Annotated in this window: 25 protein-coding genes and 1 tRNA gene; 2 read left to right on the top strand and 24 right to left on the bottom strand. The window is 64.2% G+C overall.

Translation table 11 applies throughout. The annotated features are described in order from the left end of the window. Positions 1-84 precede the first annotated feature (84 nt). The 10 genes from B7X65_RS22000 to B7X65_RS21955 form a co-directional block, all read right to left on the bottom strand. Complete coding sequence (locus tag B7X65_RS22000; protein ID WP_293596388.1) at positions 85-519, bottom strand: Rrf2 family transcriptional regulator; 435 nt, start codon at positions 517-519, stop codon at positions 85-87. A gap of 25 nt (positions 520-544) precedes the next feature. Then, positions 545-847, bottom strand: a complete 303-nt coding sequence (locus B7X65_RS21995; protein WP_293596387.1) for a transcriptional regulator — start codon at positions 845-847, stop codon at positions 545-547. A gap of 4 nt (positions 848-851) precedes the next feature. Beyond that, complete coding sequence (locus B7X65_RS21990; protein ID WP_293596386.1) at positions 852-1,790, bottom strand: sodium-dependent bicarbonate transport family permease; 939 nt, start codon at positions 1,788-1,790, stop codon at positions 852-854. A 21-nt stretch (positions 1,791-1,811) separates the two neighbouring features. Next, on the bottom strand, positions 1,812-2,327 hold the full coding sequence (locus B7X65_RS21985) for a universal stress protein (protein ID WP_293596385.1): 516 nt from the start codon (positions 2,325-2,327) through the stop codon (positions 1,812-1,814). Further along, complete coding sequence (locus B7X65_RS21980; protein WP_293596384.1) at positions 2,324-3,298, bottom strand: TerC family protein; 975 nt, start codon at positions 3,296-3,298, stop codon at positions 2,324-2,326. Before B7X65_RS21980 ends, B7X65_RS21985 begins: the two co-directional genes overlap by 4 nt. Before the next feature lie 223 nt (positions 3,299-3,521). Then, on the bottom strand, positions 3,522-4,028 hold the full coding sequence (locus B7X65_RS21975; RefSeq protein ID WP_293596383.1) for a universal stress protein: 507 nt from the start codon (positions 4,026-4,028) through the stop codon (positions 3,522-3,524). A 56-nt stretch (positions 4,029-4,084) separates the two neighbouring features. Beyond that, positions 4,085-4,240 (bottom strand): hypothetical protein, encoded by a 156-nt coding sequence (locus B7X65_RS21970; protein WP_293596382.1) that lies wholly within the window; start codon positions 4,238-4,240, stop codon positions 4,085-4,087. Beyond that, positions 4,233-4,595 carry a TerB family tellurite resistance protein gene (locus B7X65_RS21965; RefSeq protein WP_293596381.1) on the bottom strand — a complete coding sequence of 121 codons (363 nt, stop codon included), beginning with the start codon at positions 4,593-4,595 and terminating at the stop codon, positions 4,233-4,235. The genes B7X65_RS21970 and B7X65_RS21965 overlap by 8 nt, the downstream gene beginning before the upstream one ends. 87 nt (positions 4,596-4,682) lie before the next feature. Then, positions 4,683-4,964 carry a zf-TFIIB domain-containing protein gene (locus B7X65_RS21960; protein WP_293596380.1) on the bottom strand — a complete coding sequence of 94 codons (282 nt, stop codon included), beginning with the start codon at positions 4,962-4,964 and terminating at the stop codon, positions 4,683-4,685. Between the two features lie 36 nt (positions 4,965-5,000). After that, complete coding sequence (locus B7X65_RS21955) at positions 5,001-5,342, bottom strand: HPF/RaiA family ribosome-associated protein (RefSeq protein ID WP_293596379.1); 342 nt, start codon at positions 5,340-5,342, stop codon at positions 5,001-5,003. A gap of 96 nt (positions 5,343-5,438) precedes the next feature. Here B7X65_RS21955 and B7X65_RS21950 point away from each other — a divergent pair, with 96 nt between their 5' ends. Both B7X65_RS21950 and B7X65_RS21945 read left to right on the top strand, forming a co-directional pair. After that, a complete protein-coding gene (locus B7X65_RS21950; RefSeq protein ID WP_293596378.1) occupies positions 5,439-6,335 on the top strand; it encodes a LysR family transcriptional regulator in 897 nt (298 codons plus the stop codon). A gap of 70 nt (positions 6,336-6,405) precedes the next feature. Next, a tRNA-Ala gene (locus B7X65_RS21945) sits at positions 6,406-6,481 on the top strand. Between the two features lie 208 nt (positions 6,482-6,689). Here the strand turns inward: B7X65_RS21945 and B7X65_RS21940 are convergent. The 14 genes from B7X65_RS21940 to B7X65_RS21875 all read right to left on the bottom strand — a co-directional run bounded on the left by B7X65_RS21940 (position 6,690) and on the right by B7X65_RS21875 (position 17,274). After that, complete coding sequence (locus tag B7X65_RS21940; protein ID WP_293596377.1) at positions 6,690-6,911, bottom strand: hypothetical protein; 222 nt, start codon at positions 6,909-6,911, stop codon at positions 6,690-6,692. Next, on the bottom strand, positions 6,908-7,114 hold the full coding sequence (locus B7X65_RS21935; RefSeq protein ID WP_293596376.1) for a hypothetical protein: 207 nt from the start codon (positions 7,112-7,114) through the stop codon (positions 6,908-6,910). Before B7X65_RS21935 ends, B7X65_RS21940 begins: the two co-directional genes overlap by 4 nt. A 58-nt stretch (positions 7,115-7,172) precedes the next feature. Beyond that, on the bottom strand, positions 7,173-7,958 hold the full coding sequence (locus tag B7X65_RS21930) for a DNA adenine methylase (protein WP_293596407.1): 786 nt from the start codon (positions 7,956-7,958) through the stop codon (positions 7,173-7,175). 19 nt (positions 7,959-7,977) lie between these two features. Continuing rightward, positions 7,978-8,205, bottom strand: coding sequence for a Com family DNA-binding transcriptional regulator (locus tag B7X65_RS21925; protein WP_293596375.1), 228 nt, complete (start codon positions 8,203-8,205; stop codon positions 7,978-7,980). Between the two features lie 129 nt (positions 8,206-8,334). Further along, a complete protein-coding gene (locus B7X65_RS21920) occupies positions 8,335-8,811 on the bottom strand; it encodes a hypothetical protein (protein WP_293596374.1) in 477 nt (158 codons plus the stop codon). Between the two features lie 6 nt (positions 8,812-8,817). Further along, positions 8,818-9,501 (bottom strand): DUF4376 domain-containing protein, encoded by a 684-nt coding sequence (locus B7X65_RS21915; RefSeq protein WP_293596373.1) that lies wholly within the window; start codon positions 9,499-9,501, stop codon positions 8,818-8,820. 30 nt (positions 9,502-9,531) lie between these two features. Next, the gene (locus tag B7X65_RS21910; protein ID WP_293596372.1) at positions 9,532-10,380 is read right to left on the bottom strand and encodes a phage tail protein; all 849 of its coding nucleotides are present in this window, start codon (positions 10,378-10,380) and stop codon (positions 9,532-9,534) included. Between the two features lie 12 nt (positions 10,381-10,392). Further along, positions 10,393-10,986, bottom strand: a complete 594-nt coding sequence (locus tag B7X65_RS21905; protein ID WP_293596371.1) for a putative phage tail protein — start codon at positions 10,984-10,986, stop codon at positions 10,393-10,395. Then, positions 10,977-12,026 (bottom strand): baseplate J/gp47 family protein, encoded by a 1,050-nt coding sequence (locus tag B7X65_RS21900; protein WP_293596370.1) that lies wholly within the window; start codon positions 12,024-12,026, stop codon positions 10,977-10,979. Before B7X65_RS21900 ends, B7X65_RS21905 begins: the two co-directional genes overlap by 10 nt. Continuing rightward, entirely contained in the window at positions 12,027-12,491 is a 465-nt protein-coding gene (locus B7X65_RS21895; RefSeq protein WP_293596369.1) for a phage GP46 family protein, read from the bottom strand. Between the two features lie 49 nt (positions 12,492-12,540). Next, entirely contained in the window at positions 12,541-13,050 is a 510-nt protein-coding gene (locus tag B7X65_RS21890) for a phage baseplate assembly protein (RefSeq protein WP_293596368.1), read from the bottom strand. Continuing rightward, positions 13,047-14,216, bottom strand: a complete 1,170-nt coding sequence (locus B7X65_RS21885) for a phage baseplate assembly protein (protein WP_293602774.1) — start codon at positions 14,214-14,216, stop codon at positions 13,047-13,049. Before B7X65_RS21885 ends, B7X65_RS21890 begins: the two co-directional genes overlap by 4 nt. Beyond that, positions 14,216-15,451 carry a DNA circularization N-terminal domain-containing protein gene (locus B7X65_RS21880; RefSeq protein ID WP_293596366.1) on the bottom strand — a complete coding sequence of 412 codons (1,236 nt, stop codon included), beginning with the start codon at positions 15,449-15,451 and terminating at the stop codon, positions 14,216-14,218. The genes B7X65_RS21885 and B7X65_RS21880 overlap by 1 nt, the downstream gene beginning before the upstream one ends. Continuing rightward, complete coding sequence (locus B7X65_RS21875) at positions 15,451-17,274, bottom strand: phage tail tape measure protein (protein WP_293596365.1); 1,824 nt, start codon at positions 17,272-17,274, stop codon at positions 15,451-15,453. The genes B7X65_RS21880 and B7X65_RS21875 overlap by 1 nt, the downstream gene beginning before the upstream one ends. Between the last annotated feature and the right edge of the window lie 31 nt (positions 17,275-17,305).

Genomic DNA, 17,305 nt, shown 5'->3' with positions numbered 1-17,305 from the left:
ATCAGTCTAAACGACGGAGTTGCGCGCTGCCGCCTCGGGCTGGTGTATCGCGCCGCCGGTGTTCGCAACCCGCACGCAGGCAGGCTACGGGGCAGGGCCGCGGCGGCCCTGCTGCAACACCAGGTCGTGCAGAGAAACCGATGCCAGGAATTGCGCCATCTCGCGTTCAAGATCGGCACACCAGTCGCTGGCAATCCGCTGACCCGCAGGAGAGTCGGGGCTAGACGGCTGGGCTGCGGCGCGGGTGCACGGAGGCTCCGATTCGTCAACGGCGTACACGATATCGGCCACGGTAATGTCAGCGGCGCTGCAGGCCAGGCCATAACCGCCGCCTGGCCCCCGCGTGCTGCGCACCAGACCGCGCCGACGCAGCCGTGCGAATAGCGACTCGAGATACGTCAGTGAGATCTTCTGCCGTACGCCGATAGTGGCCAGCGCAATCGGTTTCTGATCGGTGCGAAGGGCCAAATCCAGCATGGCGATCACGGCCAGACGGCCTTGGGTGGCGATTTGCATCATGCACTTTCAGTTGTTGTTTCCAGAATCAGAACTTCTCGGGGCGCAAGACGACGACCTCGCCAACGTACATCACCATGGAGTAGTTGTCGTAGTAGCGCTCGCGCAGTACGGTGCAGATGGCCTGGGCCGTGTCGGCGTCGCAGAGCACTTCGAGGCGGATGTTGGCGTGCGGCGCCCAGGTGGCGTCGCGCATGCCGCGACCGCCCTTGCCGCGTGCATCGGTGATGGTGTAGCCACGCGCACCGAGGTTTTCGATGTCGTGCACGAGCGTGTCCTCAAGGGCGGACTCTGTCACGATGGTGAGCAGTTTGCGGGTAGTCAATTCCATGGCGTCAGGCTCCGGCGTGATGAAGGTGCTGGGCAAGCCGGTGGTAAAGCGGAATGCCCACCACGAGGTTGAACGGGAAAGTGATGCCGAGCGCCGCGCCGATCGACAGCGCCGGATTGGCCTGAGGCACGGCGATACGCATGGCCGCCGGCGCAGCGATGTAGGAGGCGCTCGCGTACAGCGTGGCCAGCAGCGTGACGCCGCCCACAGACAGCCCGAGCAGCATGCCGGTGACCAGGCCCAGGCCTGCGGCCGCCAGCGGCATGAGGACGGCAAATGCGACCAGGAAAAAGCCCGCCTGGCGCAGGTCGCCAAAACGCCTGGCAACCACCAGCCCCATCTCCAGCAGGAAGAAAGCAAGCAGTCCCTTGAACAGGTCGAAGAACAGGCGGTCGAGCGGCGCGATGCCGCCCGGCCCTGCCACCCAGCCTATCACCAGCCCACCGATCAGCAACACGATGCTTTTGCCGGCGAAGACCTCGTGTACTACCTGACGCCAGGGGGTGCCTTGCTCGCCGCGCCGCGCCAGCAGCACACCGATCATCAAGGCAGGAAATTCGAGCAACACCAGGAACACGGTCATGTAGCCCTCGGCGGCTTCGCCCAGCCGGGCCAGGTAGCTGGCGCCGACAGCGAAGGTGACCACGCTGACCGATCCGTAGTGCGCAGCGATCGATCCCGCATCGGCGCTTGAAAGCTTGCCGACGCCGCGCAGGACCGGAAATGCGACCAGCGGAATCAGGGCGCCCACCACCACCACAGCGAGGGCCGGCAGCACGACATCGAGCAGCGGATAACGCGCGAGCTCGACACCACCCTTCAGGCCGATCGCGAGCAGGAGAAAGATGCTCAAGGCCTCATAGAGGACGCCGGGGATCTTGAGGTCCGAACGCACGAAACCAGCGATCGCGCCGAGCACGAAGAACAGGATGACGGGTTCCACGGAGGGCATCGCCAGCGGCTGTTACCGCACAATCAGCACGGGCAGCCTGGCCAGGTGCACGACTTGGTAGGCCACCGAGCCCAGCAACAGGGATTCGGTGGCGGTCAGCCCGCGGGAGCCGATGGCGATGCCGCGACTGCCCAAGGCATCGGCCAGGCTTGTGATCTCCGGCGCACCCACGCCCATGACCACATGCACGCGCCACGGAACCGACGCCGCGTCCAGCAACTGGCGCGCCTGCGCCGTGGCTGCCCATCCGCGCCGCGGCAGTTCGGTCTCCGCGGCCTCTTTGTTCAGCCAGGGCTGGACATGCACCAGATCAACCCCGGCACCTTTCTCCCGCGTCGCCAGCTCCGCGACCATCGCGACGGCGCGCAACGAGCACGCCGAGCCATCAACCGCCACCAGCCAGCGCGCGCTACCGTTGTCGCCCGTGGCGCCAGCGCCGTGCCAGGTCGTGGCAACGAGCCGGCCCACGTCATCGCGCCGCTCAAGGGCTGGTGCGGGAACGGCGTCTTGTATCGCAGCATCGGTCATGAATCACTCCTGGAAGGTTGGCGGGCAGTCATCTTCAGGCTGAGGACTATGGAAACGAGAATGATGGAGCCCACGATCAACAGCGACCACTGAACCGGCATATGGAACCAGGGCATCGCCAGCATCTTGCCTCCGATAAAGACCAGCACCAGCGCCAGGCCGTACTTGAGCAAATGAAAGCGTTCGGCCATGTCAGCCAACAGAAAGTACAGCGCCCTCAGTCCCATGATGGCGAAGATGTTGGAGGTGAAGACGATGAACGGATCGGTGGTCACCGCAAAAATGGCCGGGATGCTGTCCACGGCAAACACCAGGTCGCTGGCCTCGATCATCATCAGCACCAGGAACATGGGCGTCGCATAACGCAGGCCGTTGATGCGCACAAAGAAAGCCTCGCCATGAAAGCCCGGGGTGATGCGCATGTGGCAGCGCAGCCAGCGCAGCAAGGGGTTCTTCTCCAGATCGGGCTTCTGATCGGCCATGACCAGCATCTTGATCCCGGTCACCACCAGAAAAAAGCCGAACACGTAGAGCACCCAGGCAAACTCCGACACCAGCCAGACGCCGGCCATGATCATCCCGGCGCGCATGACAATCGCGCCGATCACGCCGTACAACAGCACGCGGCGCTGCAACTCTGGCGGAACGGCGAAGTAGGTGAAGATCATCACGAACACAAACATGTTGTCCACCGACAGGGTCTGCTCAATCAGGTAGCCGGTGAAGAACTCCAGGGCCTTGCGGTTGGCGATCTCGCGGCCGGCCGTGCCGTCCAGGTACCACCACAACAAGGCGCCGAACGTCGTGGCCAGCAGCATCCAGGCCACGACCCAGCTTCCGGCCTCCTTGACCGAAACACGGTGGGCCTTGTTACCGCCCAGGACAAACAAGTCCAGGGCAAGCATGGCAACGACGAAAGCGATGAAGCCGGCCCACATCGGACCGGTGGCGAAAGATTCAATATTGCTCATGGGCCCCTCCGGACGTGGCATGCGTGGCGGGTCTTCTTCGTAAGGGCGTGGTTGAGGCGCTTGTTTTCATGGGGTGTCAGGTGGTGTTACAGGTCAGCCGGCAAGAAGCCGGGAAGGTTTGGGGCGGCATAACGCCGGGCGACCGCGTCGCAAGTGGCTGGACCCTGCCGCGCGCGGAAATCCTGGCAGGGTGATTCGCGCCATTCGGTCCAACTGAGCCTCATCAGTCGGCCGCCATGCCAAGAACCAGGAGTCCCGCACCCACGCCTGCCGGAATGCCCATACGCTCCAGGCCCGAGGCCGCGTCCCCGGCAATCACCTCCACGGGCACCGTCGTGCGTTCGATCACCTGGTTGGTGACGGAGTCCTCGACCCAGCGAACCAGCGAACTCTTGCGCGCGGTGCCCATCACGATGCGATCGCATCGGAGCCGGCGTGCCGCATCCGCAATGCAAACGGCCCTGTCTCCGACTTCGGTATGGACGGTGTAGGGAATGCCGGAGCGGTCCAGCGCCTGCCGCGCCGGCACGAGCGCCTTTTCGGCCTGCTCTTGATGGAACGCCATCCGGTCCCGCCTGCCGGTGAAACGGGCGACCTCACTCGAAAACGGCCGTTGTATGTTGAGCACATGAATTTCGAGCGCCCGGTTCTTCATGAATTCCCTCTCGACGTGACGCACGCCGTGCAGAGAATTGGGTGATCCATCGAACGGGACAAGAACTCTTGACATGGCTTTACTCCTTCAGTTGATTGGTTTGACGTGGCGGTATTCAAGGGCCTGTGGGTTCAGGCGAGCCACACTGCAGCAGCCACCAGAACTCCGCTCGCATCGCAAGCGCCCACGCGCTTTGCATCTCGCCTGTTTTCGGCGAGCTGTTCGCGCCAGGCGCACCACAGGATCAAGGCAGGCAGCGCTGCGAAAGGAACGGCGTAGTCACCCATGCTGGCCCCGCATCTCCAGCATCTCGCGCTGCAGTCCCCAATGCTCGGCCCCGGCCTCCAGCACGATCGATTCGCTGTCTGCAACGTTCCCGTCCGCTTCCACCATCGCAACGCACAGACGGATGAGCTTGCGGCGCAGCTCAGGCCGGTCGATCTCCGCCATCAGTTCGGCCAGCGTCCTCGGGTCAATACGACACATGGCGCCCCAGCTGGAATGCGCTGCCGAGAGGAGATCCTCGCAAAGAGTCTGGACCACCGAGTGGAACTCGGCCTGGCCCATTCCGATCTGCGCGGGCACGTCCAGCCGGTCAAAGATGTCGAGTTCCTTTTTGCACAGACTTCCGTCAGCAAGCATGGCAAGCGCAACAATGCGAGCCGCGGCCTGAGGGCTGTTTCGGGGATAACTTCTCATGGGATGTACTTTCTGCTTTTGCAGGGACGTTCAGTCGAAAATTTCGCTGAGCCAGGACTTGTGCCGGCGCGGATAGCCGCGCTTGCCGTGCCGGTAGTCCGAGTCCACAAAGTCGGGGTGGACCTGCTGCACCTGCTGGACCGGCTGCACAGCAGCAGGCCGCGCGGCGGGCGCTGCGGCAGAAAGGTCCAGCAGCTTGTCGAGCTCTCCGCGGTCCAGCCAGACACCCCGGCACTGGGGGCAGTAGTCAATTTCGACGCCCTGGCGTTCGGACATCAGCAGGGTTGCATCGGGGCAGACGGGGCATTTCATGGGGTGTTCCTTTCGGGGGTTTTCATACGGCAGCGCTCAGCGCTGGTGAGTGATGGCGCGCGTGCGGGTACGGATGTGGGTGGGGGCTGGCTGCAACTTGCGCAGCAACGCCCGAATTGCGCGCGACAAGGCGCTTTGCAGCGCCGATCCCCAGTCGCGGGTGATCGACGTGACCACCACCGTGCCGGCGCCTTCGGCAGTCAACTCGACCTGGCAACGTTTGTCGATACCGTCCGTGGCACCTGGCACGTCCGACATCTGCACCCTGGCGCGCGGCGCGAGCCAGTCGAGCGGGCGCGTGGCCTGGCGCACCCGGCGCACGGCAAACCCGCGCAGGCGCTCCAGCCAGGGTTCGCGCGATTCAAAAATAATCTCCATGGGAGGCTCCTTCACTGTGGAAGCCTTGACGATACCGCGATGTGTACTTCTTTAAAAGCAGATAATGGCGAAAAAACACTTCTGAAAAACAGAATCATGAGCAAAGACTTCAACTACCGCCACCTCTACTATTTCTGGGTCGTGGCCAAGGAAGGCGGCATGACACGTGCCGCCGACCGTCTGGGCATGGCGGTGCAAACAGTGAGCACTCAGGTACGCGAACTGGAACGTTCGCTCGGTTACGCCCTGCTCAAGCCCGAGGGCCGCGGCGTGGCGCTCACCCCCGCCGGCACCGCGGCCATGCGCCAGGCCGAGCAGATTTTCCAGCTCGGCGAACAACTGCCAAGCGCGGTGCGCGAGGCTGCCAGCACGCCGACCGTGCGGCTGGCGGTGGGCATCTCCGACGGCTTGCCCAAGCTGGCCGTGCGGCGCCTCCTGCAGCCGGTCATGCATGAGCCCAGACTCAGGCTGCTTTGCCACGAGGACGAGTTCGAGGACCTGCTCGGTGACCTGGCGCTGCACCGGCTCGATGTGATCCTGGCGGACCGGCCCGCGCCGCCCAACCCCAACGTCAAGCTCTACAGCCACCCGCTCGCGTCATCGCCGCTGGCCTGGTATGCGCCGCCTTCCCTGTATGCCGCGGCGCGCAAGGGTTTCCCGCAGTCGCTGGCCCGGGTCCCGGTGTTGCTGCCCACCAGCCACAGCGCGGTGCGCGCCCCCCTCGACCAGTGGTTCGAGCGGCTGGACATCACCCCCCACATCGCCGGCGAGTTTGAAGACAGCGCGCTGCTCAAGACCTTTGGCGCTGCCGGGATGGGCGTTTTCCCGGCGGCCGAGCTGATGCAGGAGGAAATGACCGCGCGTTACCAGGTCAGGCGGGTGGGGCCTTGCGAGGGTGTGGAAGAACACTTCTACGCTCTTGCCGCGCACAAGAAGCTGCTGCACCCGCTGGTGCAAAAGCTGCTGGCGGCCGCCCGCCCGCGTCACGCCTGAACCGGAAGCGGGAAGCGGACCCCTGCGGGGCTGGCGGTGCGTTGCGCAGTTCGCTAGAATTCGCAGGTGTGGGGGGGTAGCTCAGCTGGGAGAGCGCTGCGTTCGCAATGCAGAGGTCGGGAGTTCGATCCTCCTCCTCTCCACCAAATTTTCTTTCACTTCGTCAGCTTCATGCATCCCCTCCCCCACCGGGCCGCCACCACGCGGCGCCAATGGCTGCTTGTGTATCGGGCCGCAATCGTGGAGCAAGCGGGCCACGATCTTGGAGTAGGGAAAAGCTGTGGCTGGCAGGGCAGTTGTCCACAAATTACCCCCTCCTGGGTATCCGGCTCCCGGCGGGGCTTAAAACGCCCATTAAACCCGATGTTTTGCGCGCTCTTCGGCGGTCAGGGCGTCCAGGCTGCTTAGGGCCTCGATCAGCCGCCCGGTCGTTGCAGTCAGGTCGCCGAGGTAGCCCCAGTTCTTTGGCTTTGCAGCCGCTGCATCTGCGTGGGTGGCCAGGGCGGTTTCCAAGCGCTTCAGGAGCTGCTGGTTGCGCGCCTGTTGCGCGGCATAGGCGGTGGCCAGCGTCTTCATGCCTGACCTGCCTTGGCGGCTTCCGCGCCGGCCTGATAAGCGGCCTGCAGCGCCCGCTCGATGGACGACACGCCGATGTCGTAGAAGTCGAGGCGGTCCCGGTTGCGGACCACCAGGGTATCCACAAAAAGGTGCCGCTTTGCGATGGCTTCCAGGACCGCTGCCGGCGCTGGTGATGGGAGGGTTTTGGCTGGTTTGTTCATGGACCCAGTAACGCTCTCTTCGGGCCGGCCAGCAAGCGGTTTTGCCGGCAGTTCGGCACTAGTGCGCACCTTGCTTGAAATTGCTGATGATCAGCTCGCCTTTGGGTTCCCGGCCGCGCCCTGAAGCGCCGACCGAGTAGCTGATGCTGACCCGCTTCATGCTGTGCCCCTTGAACGCCTTGCGCATCTCGGGGATGTCGTTCACGCTGACCACCGCCTTGCCCTTCATGGTGCCCATCAGCTCGGCCATCAGGTCGTACTGTTCAAGCCCAAACGCCACGCCGTAGCCCTCGGTGCCCCAGTAGGGTGGATCCAAATAAAAAAGGCTGTGGGGGCGGTCGTAGCGGGCCACGCAGGCCGACCACTCCAGGCGCTCGATAAACACCTGGTGCAGCCGGAGGTGGACGGCGCTGAGCTGCTCTTCCAGCCGCAGCAGATTCAGCCTGCCGGGGCTGGTGGTCGCCGTGCCGAAGGTCTGGCCTTGCACCTTGCCGCCGAAGCCGTTTTTCTGAAGGTAAAAAAACCGTGCAGCGCGCTGGATGTCGGTCAGCGTATCGGGCGGGGTGATCTGCAGCCACTTGTAAATCTCGCGGCTGGTCAAGGCCCATTTAAAGTGCCTTACAAACTCCTCCAGGTGATGCTGGACCACCCGGTAAAGGGTGACCAGATCACCGTTGATATCGTTGAGCACCTCCACCTTGACCGGCGCCTTCAAAAAGAAGAGCGCGGCGGCTCCGCAGAAGGGCTCAACGTAGCAGGAATGATCCGGAAACACCGGGAGGATATGCGGGGCCAGGCGGCGCTTGCCGCCCACCCACTGCACCATCGGTGCCGCCTGGACCATGTCCTGGTCGCCTGAATTGTTAAAGAGCTTTAGCCGCTCCCGATTTGTCGTCATCTTTGGTTCCGTCTTCAGATGACGCTCGGTGGCGTGCTGGTGTGGTACTCGGGCTGCTGTGATCAGCTGCGCTGGCTCTCAAACTGTTGTGCCCCTTGCAGCGCGGGCACTTGATCTCCAAACGGGAGAAGGTGCCTTCTCCCAGCTTGCGGTGGCAATGACCGCACCTAATTACCTCAAACTTCGGTTGCATGGATCGCCCTTATGATGGCCCCGCCTGTACAGGTGGCAGGGTCTTCGGTCGAATCCGTGTGCATTCACGGTAGGAGGCGGGGGCTTGAGGTGTTGACGCACCGCAGGCCTTCGCCCTGTCTTTTTTTGATCAGCCCGCGACCGACGCGGCCTCCAGCTGCTTGGCCCTCAAGGCGTCCCTGCTCCCCAAAATCACCAGCTCCAGATCGGCGGGCGACGGCACCTCGACAAAGCGCCGGTCCCAGCCGTTGGCCGCCAGGTCATTGGCCACCATCTCGCTGCAGATCACCCCACCCGCATTGCGCGTGCTTTTGCCGACCAGGTGGTAAAGCCCGCGCAAGCCAAACAGCAGGTAGTCCAGCACGCCGTAATGCGACTCATCGGTGTCCAGCTGGCGGTCCAAGTACTCAGCCGTCATGGGCACCGGGCACTCGACGACGATGGTGCGCTCAGCCGGGTACAGCGGCCACAAGCGGCGACGTCTGATCAAGTTCATGTCCCAAAACTTGACGCCGTCCGTAAACCCGACGTGGTAGCACGTCGAGTCGGTGAACAGCTTGGTCAGCCGGGAATTGAATCGATTGCCGTAAATGAAGACAAGCTTCATCACGGGTCACCAGACGATGGCCGCGACTTGCTCCGGCGTGGTGGCGTCGGCAAGTCTTGCTTTCAGCTCCTGCGCGCGTGCGAAGTTGGTGGCGCCAGCGGTAAACATGCTGCCGTAAAACGCCTTCCACTCGGCCACCGTCGTGATGGGCAGGTAGGTGTTGTCCACCGCCTTCCAGCCGCCTGGCCAGCCCGCAGGCAGCGCGCCTAGATTGCTGATCTGACCGTTCGCGCCGTCGATGTCACTTCGGCTCAATTCATCGCAAGCGAACACCTTGCCGCCGTGAGCGAACGTGCTGCGGTTGGCTTTGAGCCGCCATGCGTTGATCTCGGTGTTTTTGGAAGCCTTGAGTTGCGCAAGGTCAACAGCCCAGTCACCGCCCTGCCAGACGTGGTTTTTCGACGGACGCGGCTTGTCCGTCACTCCCACGGGCAACGGCCCAATTGAATCGACAGTTTTTAAAGACCCATCGACTGTGGCGTACAGCTCAGCGCGACGGTAGTCAGGCTGCACCGTCCATGCACCAGCGCTGAAAATCGCCACCTCGTTTGGGCCCGTAACTGGCGGCGCGATGCGGGTCGAACTGGTCGGCTGGATATACACGCCTGGTTCTAGCGGGCTCTCTTGAGCCTCATAGCGGCCTTTAAATTCGCCATCTTTGTCGTACAGGAAAACTGTTTTTGAAGTCATGATCTACCACCCCTTAAAACTGAACACAAATCAGCAAGAGGTGCCCGGACCGGTGCCGCCGTTGTTGCCCGCCATGCTATTCACGCCGGTTGTGTGAACGTGGGCGATCACAGCACCAACAGACTGCGTACCAACGTTGGAGTTGGCTTGAAGCAGCGAGTAGTCTGCAGGGAACCACGGGATGCCAAAGGTTGTCGCCCCATCACCAACACCCCATGTGGTCCCAATAGCAGCAAACAGCGCTGAGTAAGTAGCTCGCGAAACGTTGGTGGCAGCGATCGGGCAAATCATTGAGCCAGCGGGCGCAGTGGTACCCGCATAGGCAAAAATTACTCCTGGATTAACGTCTTGTAATGAAGTTCCTATCCATTTGCTGGTCGCATCGCCCGCAATAGTCCGATGGCCACCTTGACCTGTCAGCGTGAAGCTGGTCGCGCCGCCAAGAAAGCTATCCGCGCCAGCACGATTAACTGTCACTGTGTTGGCCGTGGCATCAGAACGAACGAAACTGAATTCCAGTTTGGCCGCAATGACGTTGGCCGCTGGCAGGTTGATCACCACGTTACCCGCCGCCGCATCCACCAGCACCAGACCGGCATGATCGGCGGTCAGCGCGAACGGACTGGCCGCGAAGTTGACCGTGGTGACGTTGCCGCCTGTCAGGCGCTTGATGGCCTGGCGGACCTGCGTCCGAACAGCAGCATCAGGCACAATCCCGGCCCCCTCGATGATGGCCAGCGCTTCCTCTTGCACACCATTGCACCACTCAGCGTTGAAATCAGTCGGCTCAACGCCCGTGGCGACATTTCTGTTTTTCCAGCCATGCTTGCCGGCCCCGAAAAGGTCAACGGCCTTAGATGCTGTGTTGATGCGATCCATTGGTCAGGCTCCTTATGCCGTGTAGACAAAAAATACGTTGGTGTGGGCGGGCTTGCGCTCTTTGATCGGGCACTCGATCAAAGATGGCGTGTAAAAGTCAAGAGGGTCGCTGCAGTCGTCATTGCAGTTCATCGGCCGTGCGCCGATGGATGGCGCGGGGATGTTGAGCCGCCAGTTAAAACGGTCCTCAGGGCTGTTCAGCGCGTCATTGCAATCGTCATTGCAGTTCATCGGTCGCAGCTCTGTCACCGTGCAGCCCGGCTGGCCCAGCAGCGCAGCCAGGCCGGTGAAGTAGGCGGCTGACTGGCCGCCTTGCTCGACCAGGCGCTGATAGGCAGCGCTCTGACGTTCAAAAGTAGATTGATCGGCCGGCGTGCAGTGGTCCGGCAGGCCCAGCATGCGCTCCCAATCGGGCAGCATGCTGGTCGCGCGGCGCGGGTCTGCTTCGTCGAGCAGGGCTTCGAGTTTTAGCTGAGCGGCAAGGAACATCGCGGCGATGGCGCTCAGCAACTTGGTGAGGTTGCCGTCCGGCTCGCGCGTGAAGGCGCGGCCTGGCGGCAGCATGGCCTGCAGCGCGGCGAGCCAGGCCTGCAAGGTCACACCCATGTGATGACTCCCAGCATGGGCAACTGGCCCGTGGTGTGCGCCTGGTTGGCGGCGGGCACGGTCAGCACATGGTCGGTCTCGCCGGCGGCGACAGAGATTGCCTCGCGCTCCTGGCTGATCAGCATGGTGCCGCCTGGCTTGCCCGCGCGGCGATACAAGGCGAGCAGCTCTGCCTCCACCGCAGCGCGGATAGCCGCAGTGTCTGGCAGCAGCTGGATCGTGTAGTTCTGCGGCGTGGCGATGGGCGCGACCACATAGGTCGTGGCCGTCACTGGCCGGACCGCGTCAATGGCCGTTTGCACAGCCGCCACTTCGCCGGCATCGGGAATGATGGATGCGTCGTCGTCGCGCACGAAGCGCACCACCACCGTGCCCGCGCCCTGCTCGCCAGGGTAGACCCAGGCGCGCGTGACGCCGGGCACCTCAAGCGCCCAGCCTTCGTAATCGTAGTCAGCGCCGCCCTGGGGAGGTTTGCGGATGCGTGACAGGATGCGCGCACGCCAAGGCTCGATGGCCTCAAGGTCTGCGCCGCCTGCAAGGGCAGTCTGAGCGCTGGCGACAGCGTTCACACCGGCGATGGGCGATATCAGCGTGAGCGCGGTGCCGATGACCGCATTGCCAAGCTGGCCCGGCTCAACCGCCTCCACAGGGATGCTTGCCACGCCGGCCGCGATCGCGCCCTCAGCCGTGGTCGCGTACTGCACCGCGTCAGAGCGCTGCACCACGGTGCCCAGGGCGATCACAGAGCCGTTGATGCCGGCGAAGCCTGCGGTGCCGGTGGCGGCATTGGCTGGCAGCTGTGGCGTGCCCCAGCGCGCGCCGTGCAGCGGCAGAAACTCAGGCGCCGCCCTGTCAGGCCACACCTGGTCGTTGAGGTATTCCGCATATTTGTACAAAGTACTCAGCGCACCAGCGACAACGCGGTTGAGCACGCCGACCATGCTGTTGCGCACGCGGGCCAGCACGCCAGGCAGGCGGCTCTCGAATTCGGTTGCGCCCTTGTCGATCAGCTGCGGGAGCGTGTCGCGTTCAATCGGCATTTAAAAGCCCTCCCCGGCAAGACGCCAGACCTGGCGGGCCTGGTCAAACTCAAAACGGAAGCTGCGGGTCTGGCCGTTGACGTGGAACTTGATCAGCGCCGCCAGCCAGCCAGTGCGCGGCACAAAAGCTGCCACCGTGATGGCCGAGGCCAGGCCGCCATCGACCATCCATTGCAGCGCCTCTTCGCAGTACTGCTTGCAACGCAGTACCACGCCAGGCAGTTGCTTCTCGCGCTCCAGCAGCCACAGGCGCGAGCCGGTCAGGTGCTGGTTGTCCGCAAAGGCGTCGGCCCACCAGCCGCGCCGGTCTTCGCCGGCGTTGACCTCGTAGGCCGCAGCCAGGCGGTCGCACAGCAGCGAGACCAGCACCGCGCTGGCCAGCGTGTCCTCGGCCGCCAGGTCTGTGCCATCGACCGCAATGTCGAAGGCCTGCAGCTGCGGGTTGTAGATGAGTGCCAGGTCCATCGTGCGAGTGTGGGCAAAGGGGAGTCTTGTGTCTCTTAAAACGGTTTAGTCAGACCGGCGTGCCGGTCTGTGCCGCGCCTGCCTGCACGCCGCCGTGGACATGGCCCTGCAGGGAGATGCCGGCACCGGTCACATTGCCCACCGCAGTGATGGCGCCGGTGACGTGCAAGTTAGCCTCTACACGGACCGTGGGCGTATTGATGAAGCGGATGTCCTGCCCGGCGCCATCGATCACGATGCCGGCACGCGTCAAATGCACCTTGTGGCCCAGGTCGTCGTAAACCACCACTTCGCCATTTGGCAGACCCTTGACCCGATAGCGCCGGTCATCCACATTGATGATCACGGTGTGGCCGGTGCTGCCGCCAATCGCCAGCGCAATGCCCTCCGCGCCGGCATGGGGCACGCTCGTGAAGCCGTAATGCTGGAAGTGCTCTGCATCGTCGGGCGTCTGGCCGGCCAGCAGCGTGACCTGCAGCGCCTGCAGCTTGGCGGCATCGTTGACCAGGCTGATCACAGCGCGGCTGATCATGCCCCGAACGCGGTCGCCGATGCTCATGGTGCGCCCCTGGTGTCGCGCGGATTCGGTGGCGCCAGCTCCCAGCTGGGTGTGAAGCCGTCACCCTTTTTCTTTTTCTCTTTCTGGGTCTTGTCGCTCAGCTTCGCATTGAGCTTGCTGCGGCCGATGCCTTCCACCAGCTGGAAGGCCTCCGGCCGGGCAAAGGTCAGGTCGGTGATTCTGCCCTGCTCGGTGAACTGGTAGCTGCAGCTCACAATCAGCAGATCCGCATCAAGGTTCATCCGCTCGCTAGTCACATGCACCAGCGTGTTGGGCTGCCACAGCGCGCCCTCCTGGCCGTCCTTGCCGGTGCGCCAGCCCACCACGGTGCAGCCGCCGCGCTTGCCCCGGCCCATGCGCACCTTGACCTCCCAGGCGGCGCGATCGGCCAGGGACTTGTTGCTGGTGCCGTGCTCGGCGATCACGACCAGCGGCCGGTACCGGGAGATTTCCGCGTCCTTGGCGGACGCCTTCAGGTGCGCGGCGGCCGCGCCGTTTTCCTGGTCATCACCCGGCACCTGGCCTTTGAGAATGATCTCGCTGTGGCGTTCTTTCCAGGAGTGTTTTGAATTGAACTTCGTCATGTTCACGCCTTCTTCCAGGCGAACGCCGCTGCTCACCGTGCTGGCAGTGGTGATCAGCAGGTTCCCGTCGGGCGTGCTGGTGACCAGCACCGCGCGCAGCCTGCAAGCCCGGTCGATCGCGTCAAAGGCCTTCTCGCCTTCTTCCAGGGCGAAGCGCTTGAACACCTCACCGGTATCAAGGCCCGGCGAAACCACCACCTTGATTTTGAAGTCCTTTGCAATGTCGGCCACGATCCGCTCCAGCTTCACGCCGCGCCACTGGCCGCTTTTGTAGATGGCCGAGCAGTCCACCAGGTCGGCCGTCTTGTCACGGCCCGACAGGCGCACGCTGGAGCTGGTCGCGGTGTCGTCGGTCTCGTAATCGTCGGTGTAGCCCGATATCACCAGGTCATCGCCCAGGCGCACCTCGCAGGGCAAGCCCTCGCGCAGCTGCATCGGCACATCCACGCCGGGGTAGCGGCTGGTCAGCTGCAGCACGAAGCCGCCCGCGATCTGCTCAATGCCGCGCTGCACCTCCAGGCGCGTCCAGCCGCCATAAGCCTTGCCGTCAATCAGCAGCGTGCATTCGTTTTGGCCGGTCATCACCGCAGCACCTCCAGCGGCCGCGCCGGCACAAAGGCCGGGTGCGCCACGCCATTGCGCGCCACCAGCTCATCGGCTCTGGCCGCGTCCTGATAGATCCGGTGCGCCAGCACCACGGCCGGCAACACGGCCTGCGGCGTGTAGGTAGACCGGCGCCGCAAGAACTCGCTGCGCGCGGCCACGTCGCGCACCACGGCCGCGCGCATGGCCGTCAAGGCCTTGGCCACGGCTGCCGGCGGGTCGTTCACTTCCAGCTCGGCATCGATCTGCGCCACCAGGGCATCGCGCAGCGCCGTGGCCTGGTCGCTGGTGGCCACCACGTCGGTGTTGGTAATCGCCACGGCCAGCAGGCGGGCCTGGTTGCTCAAGCTCAGCCGGCGCTGCAGATCGGCCCTGGCGGTGTCATTGGACAGGCTGCGCGCGCGGCTGGAGCCGCTCAAGGCCACGGCCGGCGAGCGGGTGTTGCCGCCAAACACATGCTGCAGCTCGGCGATGGCCGAAAGCGGCCGGCTCACCTCTTGCACCAGCTGGGCATAAATGCCGCGCAGGCCCTGCACCAGCACCACGGGCGTGCGGATCAGCGCCGCCAGGTTGCCGGTCAGGCCGCCCACCAGCCGCACGATGGTGGCCAGGCCGCCAACGCTGGTCGCCAGCCGCGCCGTCTCCAGCAGTCCGGCCACGCTCGATGTCAGGCCCTTGATCGCCTCGGTGGCCAGCACGCTGATGCCCTCGACCGTAAACTCTTCCGCGAAGTCCGCCTCGGCCGCATCGTCGGCCGCGTTGGCGCTGATCTCGACCTGCGAGACCGTGTCGTCCACCGACTTCGGGAAGTTGTTCGCCGCGTCCTCGACGAAGGTGACCGTGATGCGCGCCATGCCGCCACGGTCAGGCGACTCCTTGACACCGGCATCGCCATCGACCGAAACCGTCAGCGCGCCGTAGCGCGGGTGGATCAGCTCGCCGGGGCCCTTGGCCTCCAGCGCCTCGATCAGCGCATTGCGCTCGGCGAAGTAGTTGTCGCCGATGACGTACAGCTCGACGGCGTAGCGCCGCGCCTTGCGGCCCAGATCGTCCACGTAGGGCTGGTCGCGCTGCGGGTATTCGTTGACCTGGTTGCGCCGGCCCACGCGAATCTCGGCGTCCACCGTGCGAAAGGGCACACCGCGAAAACTGCCGGCCACCAGCTGCCTGCCGTCTGGCAGAGTGATGCGGCCCATCTCATCGCGCCAGGCCATTACTCACCCGCCCCGCGCATGGTCTGGCCCAGGGCGTTCATCCGGGTGCCGGTAAAGGGCTTTGCTTCTACCTGCACGGCCAGGTTCGGGTTGCCCAGCGCGCGGATCGTGATCTCGCCGCCGACCTTGCTGTTCTTTAAAGCGTCATTGATGGCCACCGAGCGTTTGGCCTCCTCATTGCCAAACAGGCTCATGAAGCGCGCCACCAGCTCGCCAATGCCTTCGCCGCCCTTGTTGCCCTCCAGGCCGTATTTGTAGATGCCCGTGCCCACGCCGTAGCCGGCAGCGCCAGCCAGGCCCACGCCGGCCGCCGTGTAGCCCAGGCCGGCCACGCCCAGCTTGGATGCGCCGGCCAGCGGTGCCAGGGCCGCGAGCGTCTTGAGCTTGGTCAGCACGCTGACGGCCGCAGCGCCGCCCGCAGCGGCTCCACCGACGCCCAGCAGACTGGCCGCGCCGCTGCCACCGCCCATTTCAGACCAGTTGGTCACGTAGACCGGCGTCACGCCGGCAGCGGCCTGCAGCGCCTTGCCCTGGGCCACGCCAGCGGCCACGCCGCCCGTGCGGCCGACAATCCTGCCGACCGCACCAGGCAGGATGCGCGATAGGGCATACACGCCCGCAGCGCCCACGGCCGCACCGCCAGCAATCTGACCACCGCTCAACTCCAGGCCACCCTGGGCCTTGCTGTTGAGCAGGTACTTGATCGCGCCGGCAATGGTTTCGTTGATCGGCCGGGCAAACCCTTCGGCCGATTCGCGCAGCGTGTTCTTGAGGCGCGAGGCCTGGTCGGCTGCGTTGGCAATGGCGGCCGGCAGGTCGCGCTGCAGCGTGCCGCCCGCAGTCTTGATCTCTTCCTCGAATTTGCGGATCTCACCCAGGCTCTTGCCGTTGAGCAGCGCGAAAATGCCGCGCTGGGTGTCCAGGTCGGTTTTACCAAAGGCCTTATTGATGTACTGGAAGCGCTGCGCGTCGGTGGTCAGCTTCACAAAGCCCTTGCGCATGTCTTCCAGCACCGTGATCGAGTCGCGCCGGCTACCGTCCTTGCCGAAGAACTTGACGCCAGTGGCCTTCTCGGCGTCCTTGGCATAAGCGGCATTGGTGAACAGGCGAAGAGTCGAATCAGCCAGGGTGGCCAGGCGTTCGGGCTGGCGCTCGATCTGCGACAGGCCCTCAATGAAGGCCAGCGTCTTGTCAAAGCTCATGCCCGCCGATTGCGCGCGCGACGCGACACGCGGGAAGATGGTCGAAAGGTTCTCCAGCTCGGCATTGCCCAGCCGGCCGGCGACAGTCATGCGGTCGAGCATGCTCGTGGCAACACCGGCCTTCGCCAGATCAAAGCCATAGTTGGCCGCGCCCACCGTCAGCGCGCCGCTCAGAGAGTCTTCATTCGCGCCGGTCACCGCCTTGCCCAGGCTCACAGCCTTGGTGGCCTCCAGCGCTTCCTTGTGCTTGAGACCGGCCTGGATCAGGTTGTTGTAGCCCGCCAGCGTGTCCTCGATCGCGCCGCCGTTCTTTTTGATCAGCGTGAACATCTCGCGGTAGGCTTCGCTCTGCTCCGCGACGGACGCGCCGGCCGTCAGCCGAACCTGGGTGAGCTTTTTTTCCAGGAGCGCCGCGTTGCGAGCGGTCTGCACCAGCCCCACGCCCAGGCCCAGCGATGCAAGCTGCCCCTGGGTGGACTGCATGAAGCCCCTGAGCCGCTGGAACTCAGCCCGCGCGGCGTTGGCAAAAGCGCGGGTACCCTGCAGCGCCTGTTGCGTGGCGCGCAGATAGCTGGCTGCACTGCCATCTATTCGGACGCCGACAACGTAGGTGGTGCTCATGATTCAGGTGGTTTCGTGAGGATGTTCAGGT

This window comes from Polaromonas sp. 39-63-25 (assembly GCF_002278925.1).
Taxonomy (GTDB): Bacteria; Pseudomonadota; Gammaproteobacteria; order Burkholderiales; family Burkholderiaceae_C; genus Polaromonas.
The sequence above is the reverse complement of the archived record's forward strand: the minus strand, read 5'-3'. Positions and strand labels throughout refer to the sequence as shown.

Excerpts from the sequence above, each read along its gene's own strand:
- B7X65_RS22000 (WP_293596388.1), bottom strand. The coding sequence starts at position 519 with ATGATGCAAATCGCCACCCAAGGCCGTCTGGCCGTGATCGCCATGCTG.
- B7X65_RS21995 (WP_293596387.1), bottom strand. The coding sequence starts at position 847 with ATGGAATTGACTACCCGCAAACTGCTCACCATCGTGACAGAGTCCGCC.
- B7X65_RS21985 (WP_293596385.1), bottom strand. The coding sequence starts at position 2,327 with ATGACCGATGCTGCGATACAAGACGCCGTTCCCGCACCAGCCCTTGAG.
- B7X65_RS21980 (WP_293596384.1), bottom strand. The coding sequence starts at position 3,298 with ATGAGCAATATTGAATCTTTCGCCACCGGTCCGATGTGGGCCGGCTTC.
- B7X65_RS21975 (WP_293596383.1), bottom strand. The coding sequence starts at position 4,028 with ATGTCAAGAGTTCTTGTCCCGTTCGATGGATCACCCAATTCTCTGCAC.
- B7X65_RS21970 (WP_293596382.1), bottom strand. The coding sequence starts at position 4,240 with ATGGGTGACTACGCCGTTCCTTTCGCAGCGCTGCCTGCCTTGATCCTG.
- B7X65_RS21965 (WP_293596381.1), bottom strand. The coding sequence starts at position 4,595 with ATGCTTGCTGACGGAAGTCTGTGCAAAAAGGAACTCGACATCTTTGAC.
- B7X65_RS21960 (WP_293596380.1), bottom strand. The coding sequence starts at position 4,964 with ATGAAATGCCCCGTCTGCCCCGATGCAACCCTGCTGATGTCCGAACGC.
- B7X65_RS21955 (WP_293596379.1), bottom strand. The coding sequence starts at position 5,342 with ATGGAGATTATTTTTGAATCGCGCGAACCCTGGCTGGAGCGCCTGCGC.
- B7X65_RS21950 (WP_293596378.1), top strand. The coding sequence starts at position 5,439 with ATGAGCAAAGACTTCAACTACCGCCACCTCTACTATTTCTGGGTCGTG.
- B7X65_RS21940 (WP_293596377.1), bottom strand. The coding sequence starts at position 6,911 with ATGAAGACGCTGGCCACCGCCTATGCCGCGCAACAGGCGCGCAACCAG.
- B7X65_RS21935 (WP_293596376.1), bottom strand. The coding sequence starts at position 7,114 with ATGAACAAACCAGCCAAAACCCTCCCATCACCAGCGCCGGCAGCGGTC.
- B7X65_RS21930 (WP_293596407.1), bottom strand. The coding sequence starts at position 7,958 with ATGGTCCAGGCGGCACCGATGGTGCAGTGGGTGGGCGGCAAGCGCCGC.
- B7X65_RS21925 (WP_293596375.1), bottom strand. The coding sequence starts at position 8,205 with ATGCAACCGAAGTTTGAGGTAATTAGGTGCGGTCATTGCCACCGCAAG.
- B7X65_RS21920 (WP_293596374.1), bottom strand. The coding sequence starts at position 8,811 with ATGAAGCTTGTCTTCATTTACGGCAATCGATTCAATTCCCGGCTGACC.
- B7X65_RS21915 (WP_293596373.1), bottom strand. The coding sequence starts at position 9,501 with ATGACTTCAAAAACAGTTTTCCTGTACGACAAAGATGGCGAATTTAAA.
- B7X65_RS21910 (WP_293596372.1), bottom strand. The coding sequence starts at position 10,380 with ATGGATCGCATCAACACAGCATCTAAGGCCGTTGACCTTTTCGGGGCC.
- B7X65_RS21905 (WP_293596371.1), bottom strand. The coding sequence starts at position 10,986 with ATGGGTGTGACCTTGCAGGCCTGGCTCGCCGCGCTGCAGGCCATGCTG.
- B7X65_RS21900 (WP_293596370.1), bottom strand. The coding sequence starts at position 12,026 with ATGCCGATTGAACGCGACACGCTCCCGCAGCTGATCGACAAGGGCGCA.
- B7X65_RS21895 (WP_293596369.1), bottom strand. The coding sequence starts at position 12,491 with ATGGACCTGGCACTCATCTACAACCCGCAGCTGCAGGCCTTCGACATT.
- B7X65_RS21890 (WP_293596368.1), bottom strand. The coding sequence starts at position 13,050 with ATGAGCATCGGCGACCGCGTTCGGGGCATGATCAGCCGCGCTGTGATC.
- B7X65_RS21885 (WP_293602774.1), bottom strand. The coding sequence starts at position 14,216 with ATGACCGGCCAAAACGAATGCACGCTGCTGATTGACGGCAAGGCTTAT.
- B7X65_RS21880 (WP_293596366.1), bottom strand. The coding sequence starts at position 15,451 with ATGGCCTGGCGCGATGAGATGGGCCGCATCACTCTGCCAGACGGCAGG.
- B7X65_RS21875 (WP_293596365.1), bottom strand. The coding sequence starts at position 17,274 with ATGAGCACCACCTACGTTGTCGGCGTCCGAATAGATGGCAGTGCAGCC.